The organism is Streptomyces sp. T12 (genome assembly GCF_028736035.1).
Taxonomy (GTDB): Bacteria; Actinomycetota; Actinomycetes; order Streptomycetales; family Streptomycetaceae; genus Streptomyces.
Map to the genome: position 1 here is coordinate 3853981 of NZ_CP117866.1, position 23638 is coordinate 3877618.

25 protein-coding genes, 1 tRNA gene and 1 pseudogene are annotated in these 23638 nt (G+C 70.6%); 11 read left to right on the forward strand and 16 right to left on the reverse strand.

What is annotated here, in order from left to right; all coding sequences use genetic code 11:
- The first annotated feature begins 75 nt into the window (after positions 1-75).
- Positions 76-294, forward strand: coding sequence for a hypothetical protein (locus PBV52_RS17165; RefSeq protein ID WP_274239253.1), 219 nt, complete (start codon positions 76-78; stop codon positions 292-294).
- Positions 295-472: 178 nt separating this feature from the next.
- Here the strand turns inward: PBV52_RS17165 and PBV52_RS17170 are convergent, their stop codons facing one another.
- Both PBV52_RS17170 and PBV52_RS17175 read right to left on the reverse strand, forming a co-directional pair.
- Positions 473-2020, reverse strand: a complete 1548-nt coding sequence (locus PBV52_RS17170; protein ID WP_274239254.1) for a hypothetical protein — start codon at positions 2018-2020, stop codon at positions 473-475.
- Between the two features lie 262 nt (positions 2021-2282).
- On the reverse strand, positions 2283-4073 hold the full coding sequence (locus PBV52_RS17175; RefSeq protein WP_274239255.1) for a sigma-70 family RNA polymerase sigma factor: 1791 nt from the start codon (positions 4071-4073) through the stop codon (positions 2283-2285).
- 201 nt (positions 4074-4274) lie between these two features.
- On the opposite strand from PBV52_RS17175, the gene PBV52_RS17180 reads away from it, so the two are divergent.
- Positions 4275-4688 (forward strand): SsgA family sporulation/cell division regulator, encoded by a 414-nt coding sequence (locus PBV52_RS17180; protein ID WP_274239256.1) that lies wholly within the window; start codon positions 4275-4277, stop codon positions 4686-4688.
- Between the two features lie 2 nt (positions 4689-4690).
- Here the strand turns inward: PBV52_RS17180 and PBV52_RS17185 are convergent, their stop codons facing one another.
- The gene (locus PBV52_RS17185; protein ID WP_274239257.1) at positions 4691-5152 is read right to left on the reverse strand and encodes an Lrp/AsnC family transcriptional regulator; all 462 of its coding nucleotides are present in this window, start codon (positions 5150-5152) and stop codon (positions 4691-4693) included.
- Between the two features lie 107 nt (positions 5153-5259).
- On the opposite strand from PBV52_RS17185, the gene PBV52_RS17190 reads away from it, so the two are divergent.
- The 4 genes from PBV52_RS17190 (at position 5260) to PBV52_RS17205 (ending at position 8268) form a co-directional block, all read left to right on the forward strand.
- On the forward strand, positions 5260-6114 hold the full coding sequence (locus PBV52_RS17190) for a bifunctional 2-polyprenyl-6-hydroxyphenol methylase/3-demethylubiquinol 3-O-methyltransferase UbiG (protein ID WP_274239258.1): 855 nt from the start codon (positions 5260-5262) through the stop codon (positions 6112-6114).
- A gap of 364 nt (positions 6115-6478) precedes the next feature.
- Positions 6479-7324 (forward strand): LLM class flavin-dependent oxidoreductase, encoded by an 846-nt coding sequence (locus tag PBV52_RS17195; RefSeq protein WP_274239259.1) that lies wholly within the window; start codon positions 6479-6481, stop codon positions 7322-7324.
- Positions 7325-7355: 31 nt separating this feature from the next.
- Positions 7356-7853, forward strand: a complete 498-nt coding sequence (locus PBV52_RS17200) for a hypothetical protein (RefSeq protein ID WP_274239260.1) — start codon at positions 7356-7358, stop codon at positions 7851-7853.
- A gap of 106 nt (positions 7854-7959) precedes the next feature.
- Positions 7960-8268, forward strand: a complete 309-nt coding sequence (locus PBV52_RS17205) for a hypothetical protein (protein WP_274239261.1) — start codon at positions 7960-7962, stop codon at positions 8266-8268.
- On the opposite strand, the gene PBV52_RS17210 is transcribed toward PBV52_RS17205, so the two are convergent.
- Positions 8265-8624, reverse strand: coding sequence for a VOC family protein (locus PBV52_RS17210; RefSeq protein ID WP_274239262.1), 360 nt, complete (start codon positions 8622-8624; stop codon positions 8265-8267). The genes PBV52_RS17205 and PBV52_RS17210 overlap by 4 nt on opposite strands.
- A 127-nt stretch (positions 8625-8751) precedes the next feature.
- Here PBV52_RS17210 and PBV52_RS17215 point away from each other — a divergent pair, with 127 nt between their 5' ends.
- Positions 8752-10224, forward strand: coding sequence for an alginate lyase family protein (locus tag PBV52_RS17215; RefSeq protein WP_373922011.1), 1473 nt, complete (start codon positions 8752-8754; stop codon positions 10222-10224).
- A gap of 82 nt (positions 10225-10306) precedes the next feature.
- Here PBV52_RS17215 and PBV52_RS17220 read toward each other — a convergent pair whose 3' ends face one another.
- Complete coding sequence (locus tag PBV52_RS17220) at positions 10307-11674, reverse strand: DUF445 domain-containing protein (protein WP_306801427.1); 1368 nt, start codon at positions 11672-11674, stop codon at positions 10307-10309.
- A gap of 233 nt (positions 11675-11907) precedes the next feature.
- Here PBV52_RS17220 and PBV52_RS17225 point away from each other — a divergent pair, with 233 nt between their 5' ends.
- Positions 11908-13275: an SGNH/GDSL hydrolase family protein gene (locus tag PBV52_RS17225; RefSeq protein ID WP_274239265.1), complete on the forward strand. Its 1368-nt coding sequence runs from the start codon at positions 11908-11910 to the stop codon at positions 13273-13275.
- Between the two features lie 48 nt (positions 13276-13323).
- Here the strand turns inward: PBV52_RS17225 and PBV52_RS17230 are convergent, their stop codons facing one another.
- The 4 genes from PBV52_RS17230 to PBV52_RS17245 are packed head-to-tail and all read right to left on the reverse strand — an operon-like array spanning position 13324 to position 16850.
- The gene (locus tag PBV52_RS17230; protein WP_274239266.1) at positions 13324-14142 is read right to left on the reverse strand and encodes a DUF1707 domain-containing protein; all 819 of its coding nucleotides are present in this window, start codon (positions 14140-14142) and stop codon (positions 13324-13326) included.
- A 34-nt stretch (positions 14143-14176) separates the two neighbouring features.
- A complete protein-coding gene (locus PBV52_RS17235) occupies positions 14177-15208 on the reverse strand; it encodes an ATP-binding cassette domain-containing protein (protein ID WP_274239267.1) in 1032 nt (343 codons plus the stop codon).
- Positions 15209-15226: 18 nt separating this feature from the next.
- A complete protein-coding gene (locus PBV52_RS17240) occupies positions 15227-15991 on the reverse strand; it encodes an ABC transporter permease (protein WP_274249423.1) in 765 nt (254 codons plus the stop codon).
- A 58-nt stretch (positions 15992-16049) separates the two neighbouring features.
- The gene (locus tag PBV52_RS17245) at positions 16050-16850 is read right to left on the reverse strand and encodes an ABC-2 family transporter protein (protein WP_274249424.1); all 801 of its coding nucleotides are present in this window, start codon (positions 16848-16850) and stop codon (positions 16050-16052) included.
- 232 nt (positions 16851-17082) lie between these two features.
- Between PBV52_RS17245 and PBV52_RS17250 the strand changes: the two genes are divergently transcribed.
- A complete protein-coding gene (locus PBV52_RS17250; protein WP_274239268.1) occupies positions 17083-19482 on the forward strand; it encodes a transglycosylase domain-containing protein in 2400 nt (799 codons plus the stop codon).
- A gap of 13 nt (positions 19483-19495) precedes the next feature.
- Here PBV52_RS17250 and PBV52_RS17255 read toward each other — a convergent pair.
- From PBV52_RS17255 to PBV52_RS17265, 3 genes and pseudogenes are all read right to left on the reverse strand, one after another.
- Positions 19496-19690, reverse strand: a pseudogene (locus PBV52_RS17255) (multidrug efflux SMR transporter); the annotation flags it as partial.
- Positions 19691-19760: 70 nt separating this feature from the next.
- Positions 19761-20117 carry a co-chaperone GroES gene (locus PBV52_RS17260; protein ID WP_128428777.1) on the reverse strand — a complete coding sequence of 119 codons (357 nt, stop codon included), beginning with the start codon at positions 20115-20117 and terminating at the stop codon, positions 19761-19763.
- Between the two features lie 55 nt (positions 20118-20172).
- Positions 20173-20502: a DUF3618 domain-containing protein gene (locus tag PBV52_RS17265; protein ID WP_274239269.1), complete on the reverse strand. Its 330-nt coding sequence runs from the start codon at positions 20500-20502 to the stop codon at positions 20173-20175.
- A 95-nt stretch (positions 20503-20597) separates the two neighbouring features.
- Between PBV52_RS17265 and bcp the strand changes: the two genes are divergently transcribed.
- Positions 20598-21065: a thioredoxin-dependent thiol peroxidase gene (bcp, locus tag PBV52_RS17270; RefSeq protein WP_274239270.1), complete on the forward strand. Its 468-nt coding sequence runs from the start codon at positions 20598-20600 to the stop codon at positions 21063-21065.
- 39 nt (positions 21066-21104) lie between these two features.
- Positions 21105-21191 (forward strand) — tRNA-Leu (locus PBV52_RS17275).
- A gap of 15 nt (positions 21192-21206) precedes the next feature.
- Here PBV52_RS17275 and rdgB read toward each other — a convergent pair.
- The 4 genes from rdgB to PBV52_RS17295 form a co-directional block, all read right to left on the reverse strand.
- Complete coding sequence (rdgB, locus tag PBV52_RS17280; RefSeq protein WP_274239271.1) at positions 21207-21812, reverse strand: RdgB/HAM1 family non-canonical purine NTP pyrophosphatase; 606 nt, start codon at positions 21810-21812, stop codon at positions 21207-21209.
- Positions 21813-21883: 71 nt separating this feature from the next.
- Positions 21884-22288 carry a hypothetical protein gene (locus PBV52_RS17285; protein WP_274239272.1) on the reverse strand — a complete coding sequence of 135 codons (405 nt, stop codon included), beginning with the start codon at positions 22286-22288 and terminating at the stop codon, positions 21884-21886.
- 150 nt (positions 22289-22438) lie between these two features.
- Positions 22439-23176, reverse strand: a complete 738-nt coding sequence (gene rph, locus PBV52_RS17290; RefSeq protein ID WP_274249425.1) for a ribonuclease PH — start codon at positions 23174-23176, stop codon at positions 22439-22441.
- A gap of 130 nt (positions 23177-23306) precedes the next feature.
- Positions 23307-23540: a PTS glucose/sucrose transporter subunit IIB gene (locus PBV52_RS17295; RefSeq protein ID WP_274239273.1), complete on the reverse strand. Its 234-nt coding sequence runs from the start codon at positions 23538-23540 to the stop codon at positions 23307-23309.
- Positions 23541-23638 lie beyond the last annotated feature (98 nt).

Sequence of the window (23638 nt, forward strand, 5' to 3'; positions counted from 1 at the left end):
GTTCGGGAACTGTTGTGCGGGCTGAGACGATTGCGCGGACCGTAAAGGAAGACGGACCGTAAAGGAAGAAGGGGGATGAGCGTGTTCGAGCTCCTCGTCTTGTCCGGCGTCCTCGCGCTCGTCGTCGGAGCGTGCGTCTGCGTCGTGTGGGCGGAGCGGGGCGGCCCGCGCTGGGTGCGTGGGGTGGCCGCGGTGACCCTGGGGCTGAGCCGGTTGGTGCGCTGGCTGGCGCGTTCGAGTCGGACATCGGGGTCGGGGTCCGGGTCGGGGTCGAGCTCGGGTGGGGACGACTGACGACACAGATGAGGGCCGGCGTCGGCCGTTGGTCACCCAGCGGCGACACGGCACGCGGGACGCGGGACGCGCCGGGATGAAGAGTCCGCCGGCGCAGCCCGCGCGCAACTTGCGTGTGGAGGCCCGTGAGCGGCCTGCCGTCCCTCGGGTCAGCCGGTCGTCTTCGCCGGGCCCGCTGTCACCGCTCCCCCGCCCCGCTCTCGCCCCCGCTCTCGCCCTCGCCCTCGCCCTCGCCCTCGCCCTCGCCCTCGCCCTTTGTCAGTAGCCACTCGCGGTGGAGGGCTCCCAACGGGATCCTCTTCTGGAGGACGGGCGTGCCGAATATGGTCAGTTGGAGCTGGAGGGAGCCGGTCAGGTCCACGCCGCCGTAGAGGGCGTAGGCGTAGGCGCCTGCCGCCGTGGGCGTGCCCGTGCCGTCGGAGGAGGCCTCGGCCGAGGCGTCGGCGTGGGCTCGGACGTACGGGGCCAGGTCGGCCGTGACGCCCACCGTGCCGTAGAGGCCTACGGTGGCCTCGGCGCCCAACGCGGCCTTGACGTCGCCGGCGGCCGTGACCGTGGCCTTCAGGGGCTCGCCCGTCATGTCGGACTCGCTGACCGGGGTCCAGCCCTTGGCCCAGGAGAAGGTGCCGCCGACGCGGAAGTCGCCCTTGAGGTCCTGTTCGACGTCCACCGTCACCCGGCCGTCCGCGTTCACCTGGATGTAGCAGGTCAGATCCAGGTTGACGACGACGGGGATCGGGCCGACCTGGATCACCGGGTCGGAGTGGAGCTCGGCGAAGGGGATGCGGATCGGCTGGCCGTTCGTCGAGCCGGCCGCGCGGCCCTTCAGGGACCACTGGGAGGCCCAGTCGCCCGACAGGCCCAGGAACGCGCCGCCGGGCGAGGCACCCGTGCCGCCGCCGGAGCCGTCGTACGAGAACGCGACCTCGGGGGCGAGCTGCACGAAGCCCTCCACGGACGCGGACGCCGACGCGGGGGCGCCCTCGGCCGTGGCGACCGCCGCGCCCACGTCGATACGCAGGCTGCCCAGCGGGAGTTTCGCGCCCTCGGGGCCGAAGTGGAGGTCACCGGTCTTCGCCCAGGAGACCTTCACGCCCTGGACGAGCGGCTTGACCTCGACGGACGACGGGTCGACCGGGACCTCGCCCTCGGCCTTGCGCTCGCCGAGCACGGAGTTGAGCTTCGCCGGTTCCGTCTCGACCGTCGTACCGCCGTCTTCCGTGGCGCCTACGACGTCCGTGACCTCGGCCAGCACGCCGTCGGGGGCGCCGGGGGCGGGGGCGCTGGCGATGATGTCGCCGACGGTGACCGGGGGTTGGGGCGCGGGAGCAGTCGAGGGACTCCGCGAGGGCTCGGCTGTCGGTTTCGTGACGGAGGGCGAGGAGATGACGGCCCGTCCGCTCTTCCTGTCGTACGAGGCGACCTTGAGGGAGGACTTCTTCGCCGTGCCTGCCTCACCTGCGTCGGCCACCGCGGTGGGGGCGGCCGTTCCGGGCGGGGCCGGCACGACGGCGAGTTGTTCCTGGGCCGCGGCGGGCTCGGGGCGCTCGGCCGCCGTCGAGGGCGCCGTTTCGGTGGCGGTCGGGGAGGTGGTGGAGCAGCCGGTGGCGAGTCCGGTGGTGAGCACGGCCGCGATGGTGACTGCCGACCGTAAGGCATGCCTTTTGAGCTTGAGGTTGAGCTTGAGCTTGGGCTTGAACTGGGGCTTGGGCTTGGGTCTGTGCACGCGTGGTCCTCGGGAGCGGTGTATGGGGGTGCGCTGCAGGAGGTGACCGGTGGGGAGCGGGCGTGCGGCGCCGCGGACGGACGTATCGAGGCATGCCGATACGGCCCTTTCCGCACTGCGCGCAGACGGTGGTTACCCCCCAGTAGTCATGCATGAGCATGCCAGCACGGCGGGTACAGCAGCCGCTTTCTTTTCGCGCGACTGTGGTGACGTGGGACACACCGACGTCAGTCGGTGTGTCCAGGTTCGGTGCCGGGTCGGGTCAGCCCCCGCAGGGGTTTCCCGGGTCCTCGGGTGTTGGCTGCGGGGTGGGAGCGGGGGCGGGTGCGGGGGTGGGGGCGGTTGTCTCCGGCGGAGTGGGGGCTTCCGGGGTCTCCGGGGCCTGCGGGGCCTGCGGGGCCTGCGGGGCTTCCGGAGTCTCCGGCGTCTCCTCAATTGGCCCCGGCTCCACGGGAGTTGGGGCCGGTGGCTCCGGCGTGGGCGCGGGTGACGGCGTTGCGGGGACCTCGGTCTCCGGGGGCTCCGGGTTCTCCGGGGTCGCCGGGGGCTCCGGCGCTTCCGGTTGCGGGTCCTGCGCCCCTGGCCCCGGAACGTCCGGGTATGGCGGCGTCTCCTGCCCCGGCGCCTCCGGCTGCTCGTCCACCGGGTCGGCCGGTGCGGGGGCGGGCGGCACGGGGGCTGCCGGTGCCGGGTCAGCCGGTGCCGGGTCCACCGGTGCCGGGGCGGCCGGGTCTTCGGTTCCCGGCGTCGATTCGTGCGGCGGGGGCGTGTCGTTCTGCGGAGGCGTGTCGTCCGCCGGGGGCTCGATCACCGGCTCGGCACCGGGCGGCGCGGGTTCATCGGCGTCCGGCGTATCGGCCACCGGCTCAGCCACAACCCCCGACCCAACCGTAACCTCCGGCCCAGCCGCAGCCACCACGCCCCTCACCGCCGTATCCGAACCAGTCTCAGGCACCCCCGCCGATCCACCCGATCCACCCGATCCGCCCGGCACCCCCGGCTCCTCCGCCCCCGCGACCGGCCCCTCCGACGGCCGCGCGGCCACCGGTGCCTCCGCCAGCGGTACCCGGTCCGGGGGCGGCGTCGGAGACGGGTTGCCCGTGCCCAGGGCGAGCATCATCGCGAGGGCCGCGCCCGCGACCGTCGCTATCGCCGTCGGCACCTTCGCGCCGCCCGTGCCGCCGGTCACCGCCTGGCGGGCCGCGTGCAGCGCGCCGCCGACCTGGCCGCTCAGGACGGCCGTGGCGCCTGCGGAGCCGGCGAGGAAGGGCAGCAGGAACTTGCCCGCGCCGCCCACGGCGAAGACCAGCAGGGCCGGGCCGACCAGTGCGGGCAGCCGGTCGTTGGCGCGCATGAGTACCGCGAGCCGGCCGCGGCAGTCGTCGCAGGCGTCCACGTGGGCGAGCAGGCGTTCCGACTGGCGCGGTGTCGCGTTGCCGCGGACGTACGCCGGCATGCGCACCCAGTGGACCTCGCACGCGGGGTCGTCGGGGGCGCCGGTCTGGGAGCGCAGGAAGGCCTGGCGCATGCCCTCGCGGGCGCGGTGCAGGAGTACGGCGGTCGCGCCCTGCTTGGCGCCGATGCGCTGTCCGACCGTCTCCAGCGGCTGGCCTTCCGCCTCCGCCAGCCACAGGGCCTGCACCCAGCGCTCGGGCAGCTGGCCCAGTACCCGTACCAACAGGTCCACTTCCGAGACCTGTTCGGCCGGGTCCGCCGAGTCCTCCGCGTGGACGGCGACCTCCGTGCGCTCGGCGGTCCGCGGGTCGTGCGGGGTCTCGCGCGCCTCGCCGCCGGCCGTCGCCGCCAGGTGCCGCACGGTCGTCATCAGGTACGCCGGTACGTTCTCGATCTCATGGCCCGCCGACAGCCGCCGCCAGACACGGAAGTGCGCCTCGGCGACCAGGTCCTCGGCCGCCCAGGAGTTGTTGCGGGTGAGCGAGCGCGCGAAGGCGACCAGGCGGGGCTGCTGTTCCTCGTAGATGCGGGCGTACGAGGCGGTGGCGGACGCGGGAGGTGATGCCTGGGCGGGCACCTTGGGAGAACCGTCGGACATGGCTGGAACGCTCCAGTTGCCTGCTGGGCTGAGGGCGCGGACGAGTTTGTCAGCGTAGATGACTAAAATCTCAACTAAATGGTTCGCGTGACTTAGATCACAGGCGCGGGCGGTCGTTCCGCGTAATCAACAGGCCTGCCGCGCGGTCGAGAAGGCGCACAGAGAACCGCAGAAAGACACCGACCACGGAGAAGACCGTCCATGCGCCTCGCCCTTGAACAGCCCGTTCGTGCCCGCCTCGTCACCCCCGACTTCCCGGAGCTTGCGATACGGCCCACGCTGCGCTATCACGCCGCCGAACCCTTCGCCGTGCACATCGACTTCCCGGCCCATGTCTCGGCCGACGAGGACGGGGTCACCTGGACGTTCGCCCGCTCACTGCTGGAGGAGGGACTCGGCGGGGCGGCCGGGATCGGGGACGTACGCATACAGCCGTGCGGCCGGTCCCGCACGGTCGTGGAGTTCCACGCGCCGCACGGCATGGCCGCGATCCGGTTCGGTACGGCTACTCTTCGGCGGTTTCTCCACCGGTCGTACGACGTCGTCGAACCGGGGAGAGAAGACCTGGGGCCGGAACTCGACCACGGCCTCATGTCCCTGCTCGACGGGGTCTGAGCTCAGTGGGTCTCGATGGGCGTCAGTACACGCGTGCCGGTCTGGCGGTAGATCACCGAACTGCGAAAGTTCACCACCTCGCGGCGGGCGCTGAAGCGGTCCATGAGGAAGGCGTGCAGGTGCTCGATGTCCGGGACGGCCACGTGGACGAGGAAGTCGTCGTCGCCGGAGACCACGAAGACCGAGACGACCTCGGGGAGCTGGGTCAGGTAGCTCTCGAAGTCGTAGATCACCTCGCGGCTCAGCGGACGCAGCCGGGCGAAGACCAGGGCCTGGAGCGAGCGGCCCAACAGGCGTGGCTGTACGGCCGCGTGGTAGCCCGTGATCACGCCGCGGGCGCGCAGGGCACGGACCCGTTCCAGGCAGGTGGAGGGTGCGATGCCGACCCGGCGGGCGAGTTCGCGGTTGGTGAGCCGTGCATCGCGCTGGAGATGGGTGAGGATCGCCGAATCAGTGTCGTCCATGGCCGTCATTCTTCCCGGGGTTCCGAATTTGGTTCGGCCGGGCCACCCAACTCCCGTACCACGCCCTAGATTTCCCTCGTCCGTCGGACCGAAGGGAGCCCTCGTCGATGACGACCGCCGCCGCTCGCCCCATCGCTCGGCCTGAGGGCCGACCCGTCGATCGGGCCTTCCAGACTGTCGACCAGGCCGTCGACCACTACGACCGCTTTCTCGCCGAGCACTACACCTGGATGCTCGGCGGCGATCTCGACGCGCTCGCCGCGGTGCAGCGCGTCTCCCTCTCGGGGTGGGGTGTGACTCCGGATTCGGCGTCCTGTCCGGCGGCCGGATCGCTCGCCGTGGATCTGGGGTGCGGGCCGGGACACGCGAGCCTCGCGCTGGCCGGTCTGGGCTTCGACTCCGTCCTCGCGGTCGATCTGAGCCGGCCGCTGCTGAGCGAACTCGCCGCGCACGCCGCCCAGGTGCCGGCCGTGCGGGCGGTGCGGGCGGATGTGCGGACCGCGTTGCGGGAGCTGGTGCGGCCGGGGTCGGCGGGGGCGGTCGTATGCCTCGGTGACACGCTGACCCATCTGCCGACCCGAGGGGATGTGGCCGCCCTCTTCGCCGACGTCGCCGCCGCGCTCGCGCCCGGTGGGACGGCCGTGTTCGCCTACCGCGACCTGACGGTGCCGCTCACGGGCACCGACCGTTTCCTTCCGGTCCGGGCCACCGAGGACCGGATCATGACCTGCTTCCTGGAGTACCCGGACGACTACGACGACTACACGGTCGTCGTGCACGACCTGATCCACACCCGCGACACCCCTGACTCCGACTGGACTCTCACCGCCCGCAGTTACCGCAAACTGCGGCTTTCCCACACGTGGGTGGTGGAACAGCTCGGGACGGCCGGGCTGCGCGTCAGGCACGAGGAGAGCGGGCCGGGTGGCATGCGGACGGTCGTACTAGAGCGCGGGACGTGAGAAGGCCCAGGTCGGAAAGCCCAAGTCAGAAAGCCCAGGCCACAAGGCCCAGGTCAGAACCTGTCCGACCTGGGCCTTCTCATCTCCTGCAAGGTCACCGCGGATACAGAAGCGGGCGACCGGGACGCCCGGGAACTCCTTGGGGCCGGGGCCGTCATAACCCGGCAGTCATAAACGGTTTGTCCCGCGAAATCGGCTCGCCCTACAGTGAGTTGACTTCGACGAGACGTTCCCCTGGAAAGAAGCCGCAGAGCGGGAGCGTCCCACCTCACTGACGATCACTGAGGTGCCGGAGGGGCGGCAGCTGTCTTTGTCGACCCCTCTTCTCGGAGGCCCCTTCGTGAACGTCCGTATGAACGTCGGTATGAACGTAGGCATCGGCCTGCCCATCGGCGACCCCATCACCCTGCTCACCTGGGCCCGGCGCGCCGACGCCGGTCCCTTCAGCACGCTCGGCCTGCTCGACCGGCTCGTCTACGACAACCCCGAGCCGCTGATCGCCCTGGCCGTCCTCGCGGGCGCCACCTCACGCATCCGCGTCCAGACCGAGGTGCTGCTCGCCCCGCTGCGGGACACCGCCCTGCTGGCCAAACAGGCCGCCACCCTGGACCGGATGACCGACGGCCGCCTGGTCCTCGGCCTCGGCATCGGCGGCCGCGACGACGACCACCGCGTCGCCGGCACCGACCTGCGCACCCGGGGCCGGCGCCTCGACGAGCAGATGGCGACGCTGTCCCGCCTGTGGTGCGGCGAGCCGTACGGCGTCGGCGTCGGCCCGATCGGTCCGGCGCCCGCTCGGCCCGGCGGCCCGGAAGTGCTGTTCGGCGGTTTCAAGCCCGCCGCCCTCGAACGCGTCGCACGCTGGGGCGACGGCTTCCTCGCGGCCGCGGCGCCCTCCTGGGCGGGCGGCCTGTTCGACACCGTCCGTGGGTTCTGGAAGGAGTACGGCCGCGACGGCGAGCCCCGCCTCGTGGCTCAGGTGAACGTCGCGCTCGGTCCGCAGGACGTGCTCGACGACGCGCGCGCCCGCATGCACGCGTACTACGGCTTCACTGGCATGGCCGACCGCATGGTCGAGGGCCTGCTCACCACCCCGGCCGAGATCCGCGCCGCGATCAGCGCCTTCGCCGACCTGGGCGCCGACGAGGTCATGCTCTACTGCTACGGCCTCGACCCGGACCAGGTCGACCGCCTGGCCGACGTGCTGTAACGCCCAGCCCTGAGCGCTGCCTGGAGGCCACGTGATCCTGCTGATCCTGCTGTTCGTCGTGGTCGCGGTGATCGGCGCCGTCGGGCTCTGCGGATACGGCGGCCGCACCCTGGCCGACCACGGCCTGCGGCGCGCGAGCGCTCCCGCCGTACTGCGCGGCGTCGCCGCCCTCGCGGGTGCGGGCGGCTGCGCCCTGTACGCGTGGGGGCTGCTCGCCGTCTGCGGCGCGGTCATGGTGGCGGAGGACGGCGGCACCGACTCGGCGCCGCCCCGGTCCTGTCGTACGGCGGGCTGGTGGGAGCGGCACCAGCAGGGAATCGAGATCGTCGACTACAAGGTCACGTACGTCCCCCTCGGGTTCGTCTGCGAGACGAGCGACGGCGGGAGTTACGACAACGGTGACGTGCCCGGGTACGTCAACCCGGCCGCCCTGGGTCTCGCCCTCACCGCCGCCGGGGGCGCGATCGGCTCGGGGTACGCCTCGGAGCTGCGGGCCCGGGCCGAGATGCGGAAGAGCGAGGCCGGTTAGCCTCGGTTCTCCAAGGCTCGGCAGAAGCGGTCGGCCGAACTGGTCGGCCGAACTGGTCGGCAGAAGCGGTCGACAGCGGCGGTCGGCAGAAGTGGTTGGAGGCAGCATGGCGAAGGTTCCCAGCGCGGTGGTCGCCGCGGGCGGACTCGTCGGTGGGTACGGCGTGGCCCGCTGGACCAGGAAGCGGCAGCTCGGCGGGGCCGTACTGGCCGTCGCGGGGGCCGCGGCCGCGCAGCAGTGGCGGCAGCAGGCGGGCGGGAAGGCCGCGGGGGCGCTGACCGCCGCGTATGTCGCCGCCTTCGCCGGGTCGCATCCGCTGGCCAAGAAGGTGGGCGCCTGGCCCGCCGTCTTCGGGGTGGCGGGGGCGGTGGCCCTCGCGTCCTGGGCGGTGGCGGACCGGCGCCCTCGCCGCTAGGGCCGGTGGCTCAGCACATTCACCACCCGCCCGTTCGGATCCCGTACGAAGAACCGCCGTACGCCCCACTCCTCCTCCCGAAGCTCCCGTACGACCTCCGCGCCCGACGCCACCACCTGCGCGTACACGGCGTCGACGTCCTCGACCTCCACGCTCAGGTCGGGGACGACGGGGGCGGTGCGTTCCTCGGTGAAGAAGCTGATCTGGGCGGTGGGGTTGGCCGGGGACGCCATCGTCATCACCCAGCCCAGGTGCATCACCTCCTCGAAGCCGAGCAGGCCGTAGAAGTCCCGGCTCGTGTGCATCGCTGTCTCGGAACCGACGTGGACGTCGGGGACGATCCTGCGGATGGTCATCGACAAGGCTCCTGATCTGCGTCCGGAGTTTTTGTTATCCCCCGCAGTCTCCCCCCGTCTCCTCACCGTCCCCAGCCGCAGGCACGCGAGGAATGACGACGTGACACGACAGATCAGCCGCCGGAGCATGCTCAAGGCCGCGGGCGCGGCAGCCGGAGCCGTCGGTATCGGTGCGGCCGTGCTGCCCACCCCTGCCGTGGCGGCCGGCGCCTACGCGCACCCCGGCCTCCTGCACACCGGCGCCGACCTCGGCCGTATGGCCGCCAAGGTGAAGGCCGGCGCCGCCCCCTACACGGCCGGGTTCGCCAAGCTGACCGCCAACCGGCACGCGCAGAGCGGCTGGGCGGCCAACCCGCAGGAGATCGTGTACCGGGGTGCGGGCTCGCCGCAGAACTACCGCACCCTCTACAACGACATCCACGCCGCCTACCAGAACGCCCTGCGCCACCACGTCAGCGGTGACAGCGCGCACGCCGACACCGCCGTCGCGATCCTCAACGCCTGGTCGGCCAAGCTGACCAGCCTGCAGGGCAGCGCGGACCGCTTCCTGGCCGCCGGTCTGTACGGCTACCAGATCGCCAACGCCGCCGAACTCGTCCGCGACCACCCCGACTTCGAGCTCGGCCGGTTCCAGGAGATGCTGAGCACCGTCTTCGCGCCGCCCAGTGACAGCTTCCTGGCGGAGCACAACGGCGCCGTCGTCAGCAACTACTGGACCAACTGGGACCTCGCCGCCATGTGCTGCGTCCTGGCCAGCGGCATCTTCTGCGACGACAAGGCCCAGGTCGCCCGCGCCGTGGAGTACTTCAAGCACGGCGAGGGCCTCGGCTCCATCAAGAACGCCATCCCCGTCGTGCACGACGACGGGCTCGCCGAGTGGCTGGAGTCCGGCCGCGACCAGGGGCACGCCCTGCTCGGCGTCGGCCTGATGGGCACCTTCTGCGAGATGGCCTGGAACCAGGGCATCGACCTGTACGGCTACGACGACAGCCGCTTCCTCAAGGGCGCCCAGTACGTCGCCAAGTGGGCCCTGGGCGGGGAGGTGCCGTTCACCGCGAACACCCGCAGGAAGGGCGCGATCAACGGCTGGTCGGGGTCGGAGACCGTGACCCAGGCCGCGCCCGTGGACCCGGCGATGACCCGCCCGATCTGGGCGATGATCGCCAACCACTACACCAAGCGCCGGGGCCTGTCGGCCACGTATCTCACGCAGATCGCCGCGAAGTCCGCGCCGGAGGGCGGCGGCGGGGACTACGGCCCCAACAGCGGCGGCTACGACCAACTGGGCTTCGGCACGCTGGCGTTCACGCGGGACAAGGCCACGGGGACGGGCACGGGCGGTTCGTCCGGTCCGGCGGCGTCGGCGTCGGCGTCCGCTGCTGCCGGTTCGGGGTCGGGCTCGGGGTCGGACCCCCGGCCTCAGACGGGCGGGTCCACGGCGTCGCCCTCCGCGTCCGCCGCCTCCTCCTCCGCCGGTGACCTCGCCGCCACCGGCTCGAACGACATCGTCGGCTGGACCGCCGCCACGGGCATCACCGCCCTCGCCGGCGGCCTGCTCCTGCTGCGCCGCCGCGATCGGGCCCGGCGCGAGTCGCAGTAAGGGCCGGGCGAGAGTCTCCGGTCCCGGCTCTTGACCGGGGGAGAGCCGGGACCGGTCCGCGTCCGGTCCCCCTACGCCCGCGCTACGCCCCCAGCGCCCGCGACACCGTGTAGATCAGCAACCCGGCCAACGACCCCACGACCGTGCCGTTGATGCGGATGAACTGCAGGTCGCGGCCGATGTGTGCCTCGATCTTCTTCGTCGTGTGCTCGGCGTCCCAGCTCGCCACGGTGTCCGTGATCAGGGACGTGATCTCGTTGCGGTAGGTGGTGACGACGTACACCGCCGCGCCCTCGACCCAGCTGTCGACCTTGGCCTGGAGCCGCGGTTCGTCTGCCATCCGCGCACCCAGCGACAGCAGCGAGGCACGCACGCGCAGGCGCAGCTCACTGCGTTCGTCCTCGGCCGCCGAGACGATCATCGATCGTACGGCGGTCCACGCGGACGCGATCAGGTCCTGGACCTCGCCGCGCCCGAGCACCTCGCCCTTGAGCCGCTCGACACGCGCGCGCGTGTCCGTGTCGGACTGCAGGTCGGAGGCGAAGTCGGTGAGGAAGCGGTCGAGGGCGCCGCGGGCCGGGTGGGAGGGCATGTCGCGCATCTCGGTGACGAAGCGGAGCAGCTCCTTGTAGACGCGCTCGCCGACCCTGCGGTCGACGAACTTCGGGGTCCAGCCGGGGGCGCCGCCCTGGACCGCGTCCATGATCTCGTCGTCGTGCAGGATCAGCCAGTTCTGGGCCCGCGCGACGATCAGGTCGACGGCCCGCTTGTGGCCGCCGTCCGCGACGATCTTCTGCAGCATCTTCCCTATGCCGGGCGCGATGTCCTTCGCGTCGGCACGACGGGTGATCGCCTCTCCCACCACCGCCTGGACGTCCGAGTCGCGCATGACCGTCAGGGCACCTCTCAGTGCCGCCGACAGCTCCGCCGTCACCCGGTCCGCGTGCTCGGGCTCGGCCAGCCATCCGCCCAGCCGGTTGCCGATGCCGACGGCGCGCAGGCGCTGTCGTACGACGTCCTCGGAGAGGAAGTTCTCCCCGACGAACTCGCCCAGCGAGACGCCCAGCTGGTCCTTCTTGTTGGGGATGATCGCGGTGTGCGGGATGGGGATGCCCAGCGGGTGACGGAACAGGGCCGTGACCGCGAACCAGTCCGCGAGCGCGCCGACCATGCCGGCCTCGGCGGCCGCGGCGACATAGTTCGCCCAGTCCCCCGCACCCGCGTTCGAGGCCCACTTGGCGAGGACGTACACCAGCGCCACGAGCAGCAGCATCCCGGTCGCGGTGATCTTCATCCGCCGTACGCCGCGCTGTTTCTCCTCGTCGGCGGCGGTGAACGTCGTCATCGCACGTACGGCCGATACGGGGACGCGCCGGTTATCGGCGGCATCCGACCGGGCATGCTCCCCTACGTCACGTGTTCCCGTTACATCCGGATTCGTACGTTCCATCCGCTCCACCCGTCCAGTGATCCCCCGCACACATTGTCCCTTCCTGACCGACTCCTGGAACGAATCAAGAGTTCCCGGCGTCTGTCCGGTGGGGGGAGGTCGATGGCGAACTCCGGATGAACTCCGGCGGCCCAACGGGGGGGTCCGTGCAACTCCCCTCTGCCTCATGACGCATCATGAGGTGATCACATCGGAGCCTCGGGCTCCCATCCGCCCGAGGAGACACGCACCGCATGACCAGGCGTAACGCTGGGGGTGTGGGGGTGCCCCCCACAAAGCACAGCGCCTTGCTCGCCGCGATGATCGCCCTGATCGTCACGCTGTCCACCGCCATATACATCGGATTCGCCTCCGACGAGGGCAGCGCCACCGGCAAGAGCGCCCTCGCCCAGGAAGGCGCCGCGCGGGGCCCCGCCGCCCCCGCCTCCACCGGCATCTGGGTCGGCGCCTGGTCCGCCTCCCCGGTCGGCGCCGAGCCGGGCACCGAGGTCGCGGGCCTGGCAGGCAGTTCGGTGCGCAACGTCGTGCACACGAGTGTCGGCGGCAAGAGTGCCCGGATCACGCTGTCCAACCTCTACGGCCAGTCGGCGCTGACGATCACGCACGCGTCGATCGCCGTCGCCGCCGGCAGCCAGACCGCGGCGGCCGTCGCGGACACCATGCGCAGGCTGACCTTCGCCGGCAACCCCACGGTCGTCATCCCGCCGGGGCAGCAGGTGCTGAGCGACGCCGTACGCCTCGCGATCGCCGCGGACGCCGACATCCTGGTCACCACCTACTCCCCCACCCAGTCCGGTCCGGTCACCTTCCACCCCCACGCACGCCAGACCAGTTACGTCGCCCAGGGCGACCTCACCGAGGACGCGACCGGAGTGGCGTACACCGGGCGGGTCGAGGCCTGGCGGTACCTGACCGCGCTGGACGTCCTCAGCAACGAGTCCGACGGCACCGTCGTGGTCTTCGGCGACTCGCTGACCGACGGCATCACGTCCACCGAGAACGCCAACCGCCGCTGGACGGACGTCCTCTCCCGCCGGCTGCGCACGGCGATCGCGGCCGGCGAGAACGTGCCGCGCTACAGCGTCGTCAACCAGGGCATCAGCGGCAACCAGATCCTCGCCAGCGGCGCCGGGCGCCCCGCGGACAACCAGGCCGGCATCGGCCGGTACCACCGCGACGTCCTCTCCCGTACGAACGTCAAGGTCGTGGTCATCGACCTCGGCGTCAACGACATCCTGCGCAACCCGAACCTCGCCGACCCCAACCGCGTCCTCGACGGCCTGCGCACCCTGGTCCGCCAGGCCCACGCCCGCGGCCTGAAGGTCATCGGCGCGACCCTGATGCCCTTCCAGGGCCACCGCGGCTACACGGACGCCCGCGAGAACGTACGCCAGCAGATCAACGCCGAGATCCGCGCGGGCCGGGTCTTCGACGCGGTGGCCGACTTCGACCAGGCCGTACGGGACCCGTACAACCCCCGTAAGTTCCGCCCCGACTACGACTCGGGCGACCACCTCCACCCGAGTGACAAGGGCTACGAGCGGATGGCGGAAACCTTCAACCTCCAGGACCTGAAGGGCGCGGCACCGGCGGACCTGTGACGGGCGGCTCAGCGCCGGGCGCGCCCCGCGACCGCGACCGAACGGAGCTCAGTCCTCGTCCCGCTCCCGCGCCCGCTCCCGGCGCCTCCCGCGGTCACCGTGCGCATGCCGCCCCATGTCCCGGTGTTCCTCCAGCATCTCGCGGTGCGCCTCGTGCTGCCCGTCCCGGATCGACTCCCGCAGCTCCCGCTGCTGTTCCCGTCGCGCCAGCTTCTCCCGCCGGCGTTCCTCGCGGAGTTCCTGGCGCTGTTCCCGCGTGCGCTTGCGCTCGACCCCGACACCGCCCCAGAAGGCGAACCCGGTCACGATCACGCGCGGCGCGCCCGGATCCCCCGGCACGCCCTCCTCACGGTGGTCGAAGCCCCCCATGATCCCGATTCCGCGCACCTCGACCTGGACCCCCGGCGGCACGATCACCTGCATCCCGCCCATGATCGCGACGCAGTTGATCTCGATCTCCCGGTCCGCGAAGTTCGCCTCCCGCAGATCGATCTCCCCGCCGCCCCAGAAGGCGAAGCAGTTGAACCGCTTCGGCGCCGTCCACCGCCCCCTGCGCTGGAACCCGGACATCACGGCGACACCCCACGCCGACGACCCCTCACCGCCGACGATCCGATCCGCCCAACTCCCGTCCGGGAGCCCGTCCTTCTTGACCATGTCGATCTTCGGGACGGCCACCGCGCCGACGGGCAGATCCCGGGTGATCGGCGCCAGCTCCCCGTACGTACGCGCCTGGTACGTGGCGTCCAGACGTTCCCCGAACTCCTCCATGTCGAGCCGCCCCTCCGCGAGGGCGTCCCGCAGGATCTCGGTGACTCGTTCACGATCGGCGTCTGAGGCACGCAACTCCGGGGCATCGTCGCTCATGTTCAGCAGCCTACGAGCAACCCCGCCCCGGGGGCTACGAGACCGCCTTGCCCGCGTTCCTCGCGTGCGCCGCCTTCTCGGCCTGCTCGGGCGGGGGTTTGGGGGTGTCCCCCAATGTATGCAGCATCTTCGCGATCACGGCCTCGATGTCCGGCTCCCGCACCGACAGGTCCACCAGCGGATACTCCGCCGCGATCCGCGCCACCAGCACCGCCGCCGACTCGGCCGCAGGGAACGCCAGCCACTGCCGGGGCCCCTCGACCTTCACCACGCGCGCGGGCGCCGCCTCGATCGGGGGCAGCTCGCGCTCCAGGTCGACGACCAGGGTGCGCTCGCTCTCCCCCACCTCGTGCAGGCCGGCGAGCGGACCGTCGTACATCAACCGCCCGTGGTCGATGACCATCACCCGCGAGCACAACTGCTCGATGTCCTGCAGGTCGTGCGTGGTCAGCAGCACCGTCGTGCCGCGCTCGGCGTTCAGCTCCCGCAGAAACTCCCGGACCTTCGCCTTGGAGATGACGTCGAGCCCGATCGTCGGCTCGTCCAGGTACAGCACCTCGGGGTCGTGCAGCAGCGCCGCCGCGATGTCGCCGCGCATCCGCTGGCCGAGGGAGAGCTGACGTACCGGGACGTCCAACAGCTCGCCCAGGTCGAGGAGTTCGACCAGGCGGTCGAGGTTCTCGCGGTAACGGGCGTCCGGGATGCGGTACATGCGGTGCATCAGCTTGTACGAGTCGATCAGCGGCAGGTCCCACCACAGGGTGGTGCGCTGGCCGAACACCACCCCGATGCGGTGCGCGAGCCGGGTGCGCTCGCGGGACGGGTCGATACCGGCGACGCGCAGCCGGCCCCCGCTGGGGGTCAGGATGCCGGTCAGCATCTTGATCGTCGTCGACTTGCCGGCGCCGTTCGGCCCGATGTAGCCCACCATCTCGCCGCGCGCCACGCTGAAGGAGATCGAGTCGACGGCCCGCACCTGCCGCCGCTCCCGCTTCAGAAAGCCCGTCTTCTTGCGTACGTCGAAGACCTTCTCGACGCCGTCGAGTTCGATGAACGTGTCGTCCATGGCCTGCCCTCAGCTCCCCTAACTCCCCGTACTCCGATACGACCGCAGCCCGGCCCGCCACACCAGTCCGGCCGCCGCACAGCACGCCGCCGCCGCCAGCGGGGACGCGAAGGCCGCCCACGAAGGAAGGCCGATCGGGTACGGCCGCCCCAACACATAGGCGGCGGGCACCCAGTTGACGAAGGCGAGCGGCAGCATGAACGTCACCCCGCGCACCAGGTCCTTGCCGAACACGGTCGGCGGGTACTGCAACAGCGTGGTGCCGCCGTACGTGAACGCGTTCTGCACCTCGGCGGCGTCCTGCGCCAGGAACTGGAAGGCCGCGCCCGCCACGAACAGGGCGCAGAAGATCACCCCGCCGCTGACCACCATCACCGGCACCAGCAGCACCTTCGCCACGGTCCAGTCGACGTCGACGGCCGACAGTCCCCAGCCCAGCACCAGCACGCCCTGGGTGATCCGGCCCAGGCGGCGCAACGCGAAGTGGTCCGCGGCGACCTGGGCGAGCACCGGGGCGGGCCGCACGAGCAGCGTGTCGAAGGAACCGTCGCGCATCCGGCTGCCCAGGACGTCCATCGAGCCGAACGTCAGGTCGGCGAGCCCGAACGCCGTCGCCGAAAGTCCGTACAGAAAGGCGACTTCGGCCAGCGGCCAGCCGCCCAGCGAGTCGACCTGCGAGAACATCAGCAGGATCGCCACGAAGTCCAGGCCGGTCACCAGCAGGTTGCCGAAGACGGTCACGACGAAGGAGGCGCGGTAGGTCATGCTGGACCGGATCCACATCCCGGCGATCAGCCGGTAGGCCCGCAGCCCCTCGCCCGCCCTGGCGACACCGGAGAACTCAGCCACCCTGCACCACCACCCGCCGCGTCGCCGCCGACTGCACCAGCCGCCCGGCCGCCAGCAACGCCACCGCCCACGCCGCCTGGAAGGCGTACGCCCTCAGCGGGTCGGTCTCCCCCATGAGCACGTCCGCCGGCATCTGCAGCTGCGCCGCCCACGGCAGCACCCGCGCGATGTCGCCGAAGACGCCCGGGAAGGCGTTCAGAGGCAGCACCATGCCCGAGAAGAAGATGCCCGTGATCATCAGGGCCTGGTTGACGCCCATGCCGTCCATCAGCCAGAACACGCTGAGGGCCGCCAGGTAGCGGATCGCGAAGCTGACGAGGGTTGCCAGCAGGAGGGTGACGGCGAAGGCCGCCCAAGGGGTGACGTCCGTCGGCAGCGCCATCGGGAAGAAGATCGCGCCGAACGCGAACGGGATGACGCCCCGCCCCAGCATCTGGAACAGCGCCCGCCCCACGTCGCCCGCCAGCCACCACAGTTGGAGATCGGCCGGCCGGTACAGGTCGACGGCGATCTCGCCGGTGCGGATGCGGTCCATCAGGTCCTTCTCGGCGCCGCCGCCCTGGATGGCCAGCGTCGCGTAGAGGCACTGGCCCAGCCAGACGTAGGTCACGGCCTGCGCCTGGTCGTAGCCCCCGAGATGCGGCTTCTCGTCCCACAGCGCCAGATAGGTGTAGACGAGGATCACGCCGAAGACGGTGTTGGTGAACACCCCGGCCGCAGTTGCCGCCCGATACGTCGCGTATCGTCTGAATCCGCCCGCCGCGACGGCTAAGTACAACCGCCCCGAGCCCACATCCACAGCCCTCCTAGCCCGCACGACACCGAAGCGCAGGAGCCTAGTGCGCGCAGGACGGGGGCTGCCAGCCAATTTCCAGGGGACACCCGGCGCGAGAGCCTGCTCACTTTCCACGGACACGCGCCGTTTCCGGGAACGGAACGCCCGGTGCGAGAGTCTTCAATGGGGGCGCAGTAGGCGTACGAGGCGTACAGGAACGTACGACGCGAAACAGGAGTCCGTGCACGACATGAGCGACGAGCAACAGCCGCCACAGCAGCCGACCCGGAAGCCCGGTCGGCCGAAACGCACGGGCTGGCGACGGATCATCCCGACCTGGCGGACGGTGCTCGGCACCTTCGTCATCGGCGTACTGCTGCTCTTCGGCCTGTTCTTCCTCGGCTACTCCATGGTCAAGATCCCGCCGGCCAACGCGCTCGCCACCAAGCAGGCCAACGTCTACATGTACGCGGACGGCTCCGTGATCGCCCGCGACGGTCAGGTCAACCGGGAGAACGTCACCCTCGCTCAGATGTCCAAGGCCGCCCAGCACGCGATCCTGGCCGCCGAGGACCGCGACTTCTACACCGAGTCCGCCATCGACCCCAAGGCGATGCTGCGCGCCGGCTGGAACACGGTCACCGGCAAGGGCAAGCAGTCCGGCTCCACGATCACCCAGCAGTACGTGAAGAACTACTACCTGCGTCAGGACCAGACCGTCACCCGCAAGGTGAAGGAGTTCTTCATCTCGATCAAGCTGGACCGGGAGAAGAGCAAGGACGACATCCTCGAGGGCTACCTCAACACCAGCTTCTTCGGCCGCAACGCCTACGGCATCCAGGCCGCCGCCCAGGCCTACTACGGCATGGACGCCAAGAAGCTCGACCCGGCCCGCGCCGCCTACCTGGCCGCGCTGGTCAACGCGCCCAGCGAGTACGACGTGGTCGCCCACCCGGAGAACAAGGCCGCGGCCGTGTCCCGTTGGAACTACGTCCTCGACGGCATGGTCACCAAGGGCTGGCTGTCCGAGAGCAAGCGGGCGGGCATGAAGTTCCCGATGCCGAAGGAGGCCGCGACCTCCACCGGCCTGTCCGGGCAGCGCGGTTACATCGTGGGGATCGTCAAGGACTACCTGACCAAGAACAAGATCGTCAGCGCGGAGGAGCTCGAGGCCGGTGGCTACCGCGTCACCACCACCCTGCAGAAGGACAAGCAGAACGCCTTCGTCGACGCCGTCAACGACCAGCTGATGTCCAAGCTGGACAAGAAGAACAACAAGGTCGACACCTACGTCCGCGCGGGCGGCGCCTCCGTCGACCCGAAGACCGGCAAGGTCGTCGCGATGTACAACGGCATCGACTACGTGAAGCAGTACACCCCGAACGCCACCCGCCGGGACTTCCAGGTCGGCTCCACCTTCAAGCCGTTCGTGTTCACCTCGGCCGTGGAGAACGAGTCGACCACGCAGGACGGCCGCCAGATCACCCCGAACACGATCTACGACGGCACCAACAAGCGCCCGGTACAGGGCTGGACCGGCGGCGCCTACGCCCCCGAGAACGAGGACGAGTACTCCTACGGCAACATCAACGTCCGTACGGCCACCGACAAGTCCGTCAACTCGGTGTACGCGCAGATGGCCGTCGACGTGGGCCCCGAAAAGGTGAAGGACACCGCGGTCGAGCTCGGCCTGCCGTCCAGCACCCCGGAGTTGTACCCGTCCCCGTCCATCGCGCTCGGCGTGGCCACCGCCAGCGTCCTCGACATGGCGGAGGCCTACGCGACGCTCGCCAACCACGGCAAGCACGGCACGTACACCATGATCGACAAGGTCACCAAGGACGGCGCCGACGTCATCGAGATGCCGGAGCGCAAGACCTCCCAGGTCATCAGCCGCGAGGCCGCCGACACCACGACCTCCGTCCTGCAGAGCGTCGTCGACAACGGCACCGCCACCGCCGCCCAGGCCGCCGGCCGCCCGGCGGCGGGCAAGACCGGTACGGCGGAGGAGGACCAGGCCGCCTGGTTCGCCGGCTACACCCCCGAACTCGCCACCGTCGTCGCCGTCATGGGCCAGGACCCGGTCACGGCCAAGCACAAGTCCCTGTACGGGGTGATGGGCCTCAACCGCATCAACGGCGGCGGCGCACCCACCGACATCTGGGCCCAGTTCACCAAGGAGGCCCTGAAGGGCAAGCCGGTCAGCGACTTCGACCTGGAACTCCAGCAGGGCGCCGACGTGCCCCAGTACCCGACGACCGACCCGACCCAGGGCGACCAGGACAACGGCGGCCAGGACAACGGCGGCACCACCGGGGACACCACCACCGGCGGCCAGGACACCGAGGGCCAGACCGGCGGTGAGACGCCGGGCCAGACGGACGGCGGCACGACGGGCGACACGACGACGGGCGGCACGACCGACGGGGGTACGACCACCGACGGCGGCACCACCGGCGACACCACCACAGGCGGCACGACCGACGGAGGCACGACCACCGACGGCGGCACCACGGGCGACACCACCACCGGCGGAACGGACACCGGCGGCACGACGGGCGGCGACACCACGACCGGCGGTACGGACACCGGCGGCGGAGGAACGACGGGAATCACCGGCGGGCCGCAGAGCACGGCCCGCCGGGAGTGAGCGCCGGACCCGATCAGTGACCGCCGGTCGCCTTCAGCCCCACCACGGCGACCAGCAGCAGACAGACGAAGAAGATCCGCGCGGCGGTGACCGGCTCCCCCAGCACCACCATGCCGACCACCGCCGCGCCGGCCGCACCGATCCCCACCCACACGCCGTAGGCGGTACCGATGGGCAGGGACCTCGCGGCGTACGACAGCAGCAGCATGAGACAGGAAGAGGGGCTGGTGCCGATGGTCACCAGCCCCTCGAACCGTTGAATTGCAGGTAGAGCCTCGTTACAGGTACAGCCCCGTCGAGTCCTCCGACCCCTCGAACCGGTCGGCGGCCACGGCGTGCAGATCACGCTCACGCATGAGCACATACGCGACCCCGCGCACCTCGACCTCGGCACGGTCCTCCGGGTCGTACAGGACCCGGTCGCCGGTCTCCACGGTCCGTACGTTCTGCCCCACCGCGACGACCTCGGCCCAGGCCAGCCGACGGCCGACGGCCGCGGTGGCGGGGATCAGGATGCCGCCACCGGAACGCCGCTCGCCCTCGCTGGTGTCCTGCCGCACGAGTACACGGTCGTGCAGCATCCGGATGGGCAGCTTGTCGTGGTGGGTGCTGTGCTCGTTTCTGTTGGCGCTCACGCCTTTGAACCTACCTGCCTTTGCCGTGTCCGTACGCCGGTGGGTCCGCCCTCGCTCAGCCCCTGCGGCGCCGGGTGCCGAGGGCCAACAGGCCCACGAGCCCCACGGCGACGAGCGCGACGGGCACGATCCGCTCCAGGCGGGGCGCGCCCTCCTCGTCGGTGAACTGGGCCTTCACATCGCTCACGGCCCGGTTGACCCCGACGTAGGCCCGTCCGAGGGTGTGGTCGATGTTCGAGACGACCTTGGCCTTGGCGTCGCCGACGATCGTCTTCGGGTGCACGCGCACCCCGATCTCGTCGAGCGTCTCGGCCAGCGCTGCGCGGCGGGCTTTGATGTCCGCCTCGATCTGCGCCGGTGTTCTGGTGTCCGACGTGTCCGCCACCGTACGGCCTCCGAAGTGAAGCTGATGCTGTTTGCGGACAGTCTGTCAGCTCCACGCCGGACCGCACTGTCAGGCTCCCCGGTTACGCTGGTCCGATGAGCGAGCGACTCCAGCCGGGGGACGTGGCCCCCGCCTTCACCCTGCCCGACGCCGACGGCAACGAGGTGTCCCTGTCGGACCACAAGGGCCGCAAGGTCATCGTCTACTTCTACCCGGCCGCCCTGACGCCCGGCTGCACCAAGCAGGCCTGCGACTTCACGGACAACCTGGAGCTGCTGGCCGGCGCCGGGTACGACGTGATCGGCGTCTCCCCCGACAAGCCGGAGAAGCTCGCCAAGTTCCGCGACCAGGAGTCCCTGAAGGTCACGCTGGTGGCCGACCCGGAGAAGTCCGTCACCGAGGCCTACGGGGCCTACGGCGAGAAGAAGAACTACGGCAAGACCTACATGGGCGTCATCCGGTCCACGGTGATCGTGGACGAGGAGGGCAAGGTCGAGCGGGCGCTGTACAACGTGCGGGCGACCGGCCACGTGGCGAAGATCATCAAGGATCTGGGCATCTGACCACCCGGCCCGGCCAGTAGCATGGCCGGGCAAGGTCACGCGGCCGTGGTGGAATTGGCAGTCACGCTGGGTTTAGGTCCCAGTGGGGTAACACCCGTGAGGGTTCGAGTCCCTCCGGCCGCACCACTTGCTGCTTGCTCCTTACTGCGCGAGCAGTTCACGTACGACCGGCACGAGCGCCCGGAACGCCTTGCCCCGGTGGCTGATGGCGTTCTTCTCCTCGGCGCTCAACTCGGCACAGGTCCGGCGCTCGCCCTCCGGCTGGAGGATGGGGTCGTACCCGAAGCCGTTGGTACCGACGGGGGCGTGTCGCAGAACGCCCCGCAACTGCCCCTCGACCACCCGTTCCGTACCGTCCGGCAGGGCGAGCGCGGCCGCGCAGGCGAAGTGGGCACCGCGGTGGGCGTCGTCGATGTCGCCCAGCTGGGCCAGCAGCAGCTCCAGGTTGGCCTGGTCGTCACCGTGCCGGCCGGCCCAGCGGGCCGAGAAGATGCCGGGGGCGCCGTTCAGAACGTCGACGCACAGCCCCGAGTCGTCGGCGATCGCGGGCAGTCCCGTCGCCTGGGCCAGGGCGTGGGCCTTGAGCAGGGCGTTCTCGGCGAAGGTGACGCCGGTTTCCTTGACGTCGGGGATGTCCGGGTAGGCGTCCGCGCCGACGAGGTCATGAGGCAGCCCTGCGTCGGCGAGGATCGCCCGGAGCTCGGTGATCTTTCCGGCGTTACGGGTGGCGAGGATCAAGCGGGTCATGGGGTCCAGTATCCCGGCCTCGCCAACCCGGTTCTTCCGTCCGGGGTATTACGGCTTTCCCGTCCCGGGTGTTACGGCGTGCAGACCTTCGTCAGCTCGCCGGCCGCGTCCGTCACCGGGCTGATGTCGGGGGTCTCGTCGCCGTTCTTGACCGCGTCACGGACGTTGGTGACGGCCTTCTGGAGGTCGTCCACCGCCTTGTTGACGTCGGCGTCGTCCGTCTTGTCGCCGATCTTGTCGAGGTTCTTGTCGATGGAGGTCAGCGACTCCTCGAGCTGCGTCGGGTCGTTCGCGGCGCTCTCCACGGCCTGCTGGAGTTCCGTGACGCTGTCGGCGATGGCGTCGGCGGTCTGGACGCAGTCCAGCGCCTTGTTGACGGCGTCGCAGCCGGTGGTCAGCCCGGCCGTCAGCCCGACGGCCGCAATGGCTGCGGCGGCTATGGCGATACGGCTCCGGCGGCGTCGGCTCGTGGCCATGGTTGACGTTCCCTCCCTGCTCTCAGGCCTCGCAGGGCCCCCGTTGGTCACTGGCCGGGCGTACAGCGGTGTGCCGTACGCCCGTACCCCTAGTGACGCCAGGAAGGGCTGCGCGGTTGCCCGGAGCTGCGGCTCTTCTTGGTGCGTCCTTTACTTTTCGAGGACGGTATCAAGTGCCTTGCGCTGCAGTTCCGCCAGCTCCCCGCAACCGGAAACCGCAAGGTCCAGCAGGGAGTTGAGCTCCGCGCGGGCGAAGGGCTCGGCCTCGGCGGTGCCCTGGACCTCGACGAAGCGGCCGTCGCCGGTGCAGACGACGTTCATGTCGGTGTCGGCCTTCACGTCCTCCTCGTAGCAGAGGTCGAGGAGCGGGACGCCGCCGACGATGCCGACCGAGACGGCGCTGACCGTGCCGGTGAGCGGCTTGCGGCCGGGCTTGATGAGCTTCTTGCCCTGGGCCCAGGCGACGGCGTCGGCGAGCGCGACGTATGCGCCGGTGATGGCCGCCGTACGCGTGCCGCCGTCGGCCTGGAGGACGTCGCAGTCGAGGACGATCATGTTCTCGCCGAGCGCCTTGTAGTCGATGACCGCGCGCAGGGAACGGCCGATGAGGCGGCTGATCTCGTGCGTACGGCCGCCGATCTTGCCCCGGACGGACTCACGGTCGCCACGGGTGTTGGTGGCGCGCGGCAGCATGGCGTACTCCGCGGTGACCCAGCCCTCGCCACTGCCCTTGCGCCAGCGCGGGACGCCTTCGGTGAAGGAGGCGGTGCACAGGACCTTCGTGTCGCCGAAGGAGACGAGGACGGAGCCCTCTGCGTGCTTGCTCCAGGCGCGTTCGATGGTGACCGGGCGGAGCTGTTCGGGGGTGCGGCCGTCGATGCGAGGAATTGAGGAGGTAGCTGCCATGGCGTTGAGCCTAGCGGCCCACGGGGGAGGGCCCCTCCCGTGGTGGGAAGGGGCCCTCAGGGGTGAAGCCGGGAGTCCCTCAGAGGCTGAAGCCCGGGACGATGCCCGCGCTTCACATCATGTCTTCGATCTCCGCCGCGATCGGGTCGGCGTCGGTGCCGATGACGACCTGGATGGCGGTGCCCATCTTCACGACGCCGTGGGCGCCGGCGGCCTTCAGGGCGGTGTCGTCGACCAGCGAGGGGTCGCTGACCTCGGTGCGGAGCCGGGTGATGCAGCCCTCGATCTCCTCGATGTTGTCGATGCCGCCGAGCCCGGCGACGATCTTCTCAGCCTTGCTGGCCATTTCGGTCTCCTCACGCACTGTTGGCCCAACTTTACGAGCGGGTGCGTGGTGAGTACCGAAGGATGACGTCACAGCAACCCAATCGTCGGTAACTGGTC

Coding starts and splice junctions, on each gene's coding strand:
- PBV52_RS17165 (WP_274239253.1), top strand. CDS start 76: ATGAGCGTGTTCGAGCTCCTCGTCTTGTCCGGCGTCCTCGCGCTCGTC.
- PBV52_RS17230 (WP_274239266.1), bottom strand. CDS start 14,142: ATGAGCGACGATGCCCCGGAGTTGCGTGCCTCAGACGCCGATCGTGAA.
- PBV52_RS17220 (WP_306801427.1), bottom strand. CDS start 11,674: ATGGAACGTACGAATCCGGATGTAACGGGAACACGTGACGTAGGGGAG.
- bcp (WP_274239270.1), top strand. CDS start 20,598: ATGAGCGAGCGACTCCAGCCGGGGGACGTGGCCCCCGCCTTCACCCTG.
- PBV52_RS17205 (WP_274239261.1), top strand. CDS start 7,960: ATGGCGAAGGTTCCCAGCGCGGTGGTCGCCGCGGGCGGACTCGTCGGT.
- PBV52_RS17250 (WP_274239268.1), top strand. CDS start 17,083: ATGAGCGACGAGCAACAGCCGCCACAGCAGCCGACCCGGAAGCCCGGT.
- PBV52_RS17175 (WP_274239255.1), bottom strand. CDS start 4,073: ATGTCCGACGGTTCTCCCAAGGTGCCCGCCCAGGCATCACCTCCCGCG.
- PBV52_RS17180 (WP_274239256.1), top strand. CDS start 4,275: ATGCGCCTCGCCCTTGAACAGCCCGTTCGTGCCCGCCTCGTCACCCCC.
- PBV52_RS17240 (WP_274249423.1), bottom strand. CDS start 15,991: ATGTGGATCCGGTCCAGCATGACCTACCGCGCCTCCTTCGTCGTGACC.
- PBV52_RS17285 (WP_274239272.1), bottom strand. CDS start 22,288: ATGGCCACGAGCCGACGCCGCCGGAGCCGTATCGCCATAGCCGCCGCA.
- PBV52_RS17235 (WP_274239267.1), bottom strand. CDS start 15,208: ATGGACGACACGTTCATCGAACTCGACGGCGTCGAGAAGGTCTTCGAC.
- PBV52_RS17190 (WP_274239258.1), top strand. CDS start 5,260: ATGACGACCGCCGCCGCTCGCCCCATCGCTCGGCCTGAGGGCCGACCC.
- PBV52_RS17295 (WP_274239273.1), bottom strand. CDS start 23,540: ATGGCCAGCAAGGCTGAGAAGATCGTCGCCGGGCTCGGCGGCATCGAC.
- rdgB (WP_274239271.1), bottom strand. CDS start 21,812: ATGACCCGCTTGATCCTCGCCACCCGTAACGCCGGAAAGATCACCGAG.
- PBV52_RS17225 (WP_274239265.1), top strand. CDS start 11,908: ATGACCAGGCGTAACGCTGGGGGTGTGGGGGTGCCCCCCACAAAGCAC.
- PBV52_RS17210 (WP_274239262.1), bottom strand. CDS start 8,624: ATGACCATCCGCAGGATCGTCCCCGACGTCCACGTCGGTTCCGAGACA.
- PBV52_RS17185 (WP_274239257.1), bottom strand. CDS start 5,152: ATGGACGACACTGATTCGGCGATCCTCACCCATCTCCAGCGCGATGCA.
- PBV52_RS17215 (WP_373922011.1), top strand. CDS start 8,752: ATGCTCAAGGCCGCGGGCGCGGCAGCCGGAGCCGTCGGTATCGGTGCG.
- PBV52_RS17195 (WP_274239259.1), top strand. CDS start 6,479: ATGAACGTAGGCATCGGCCTGCCCATCGGCGACCCCATCACCCTGCTC.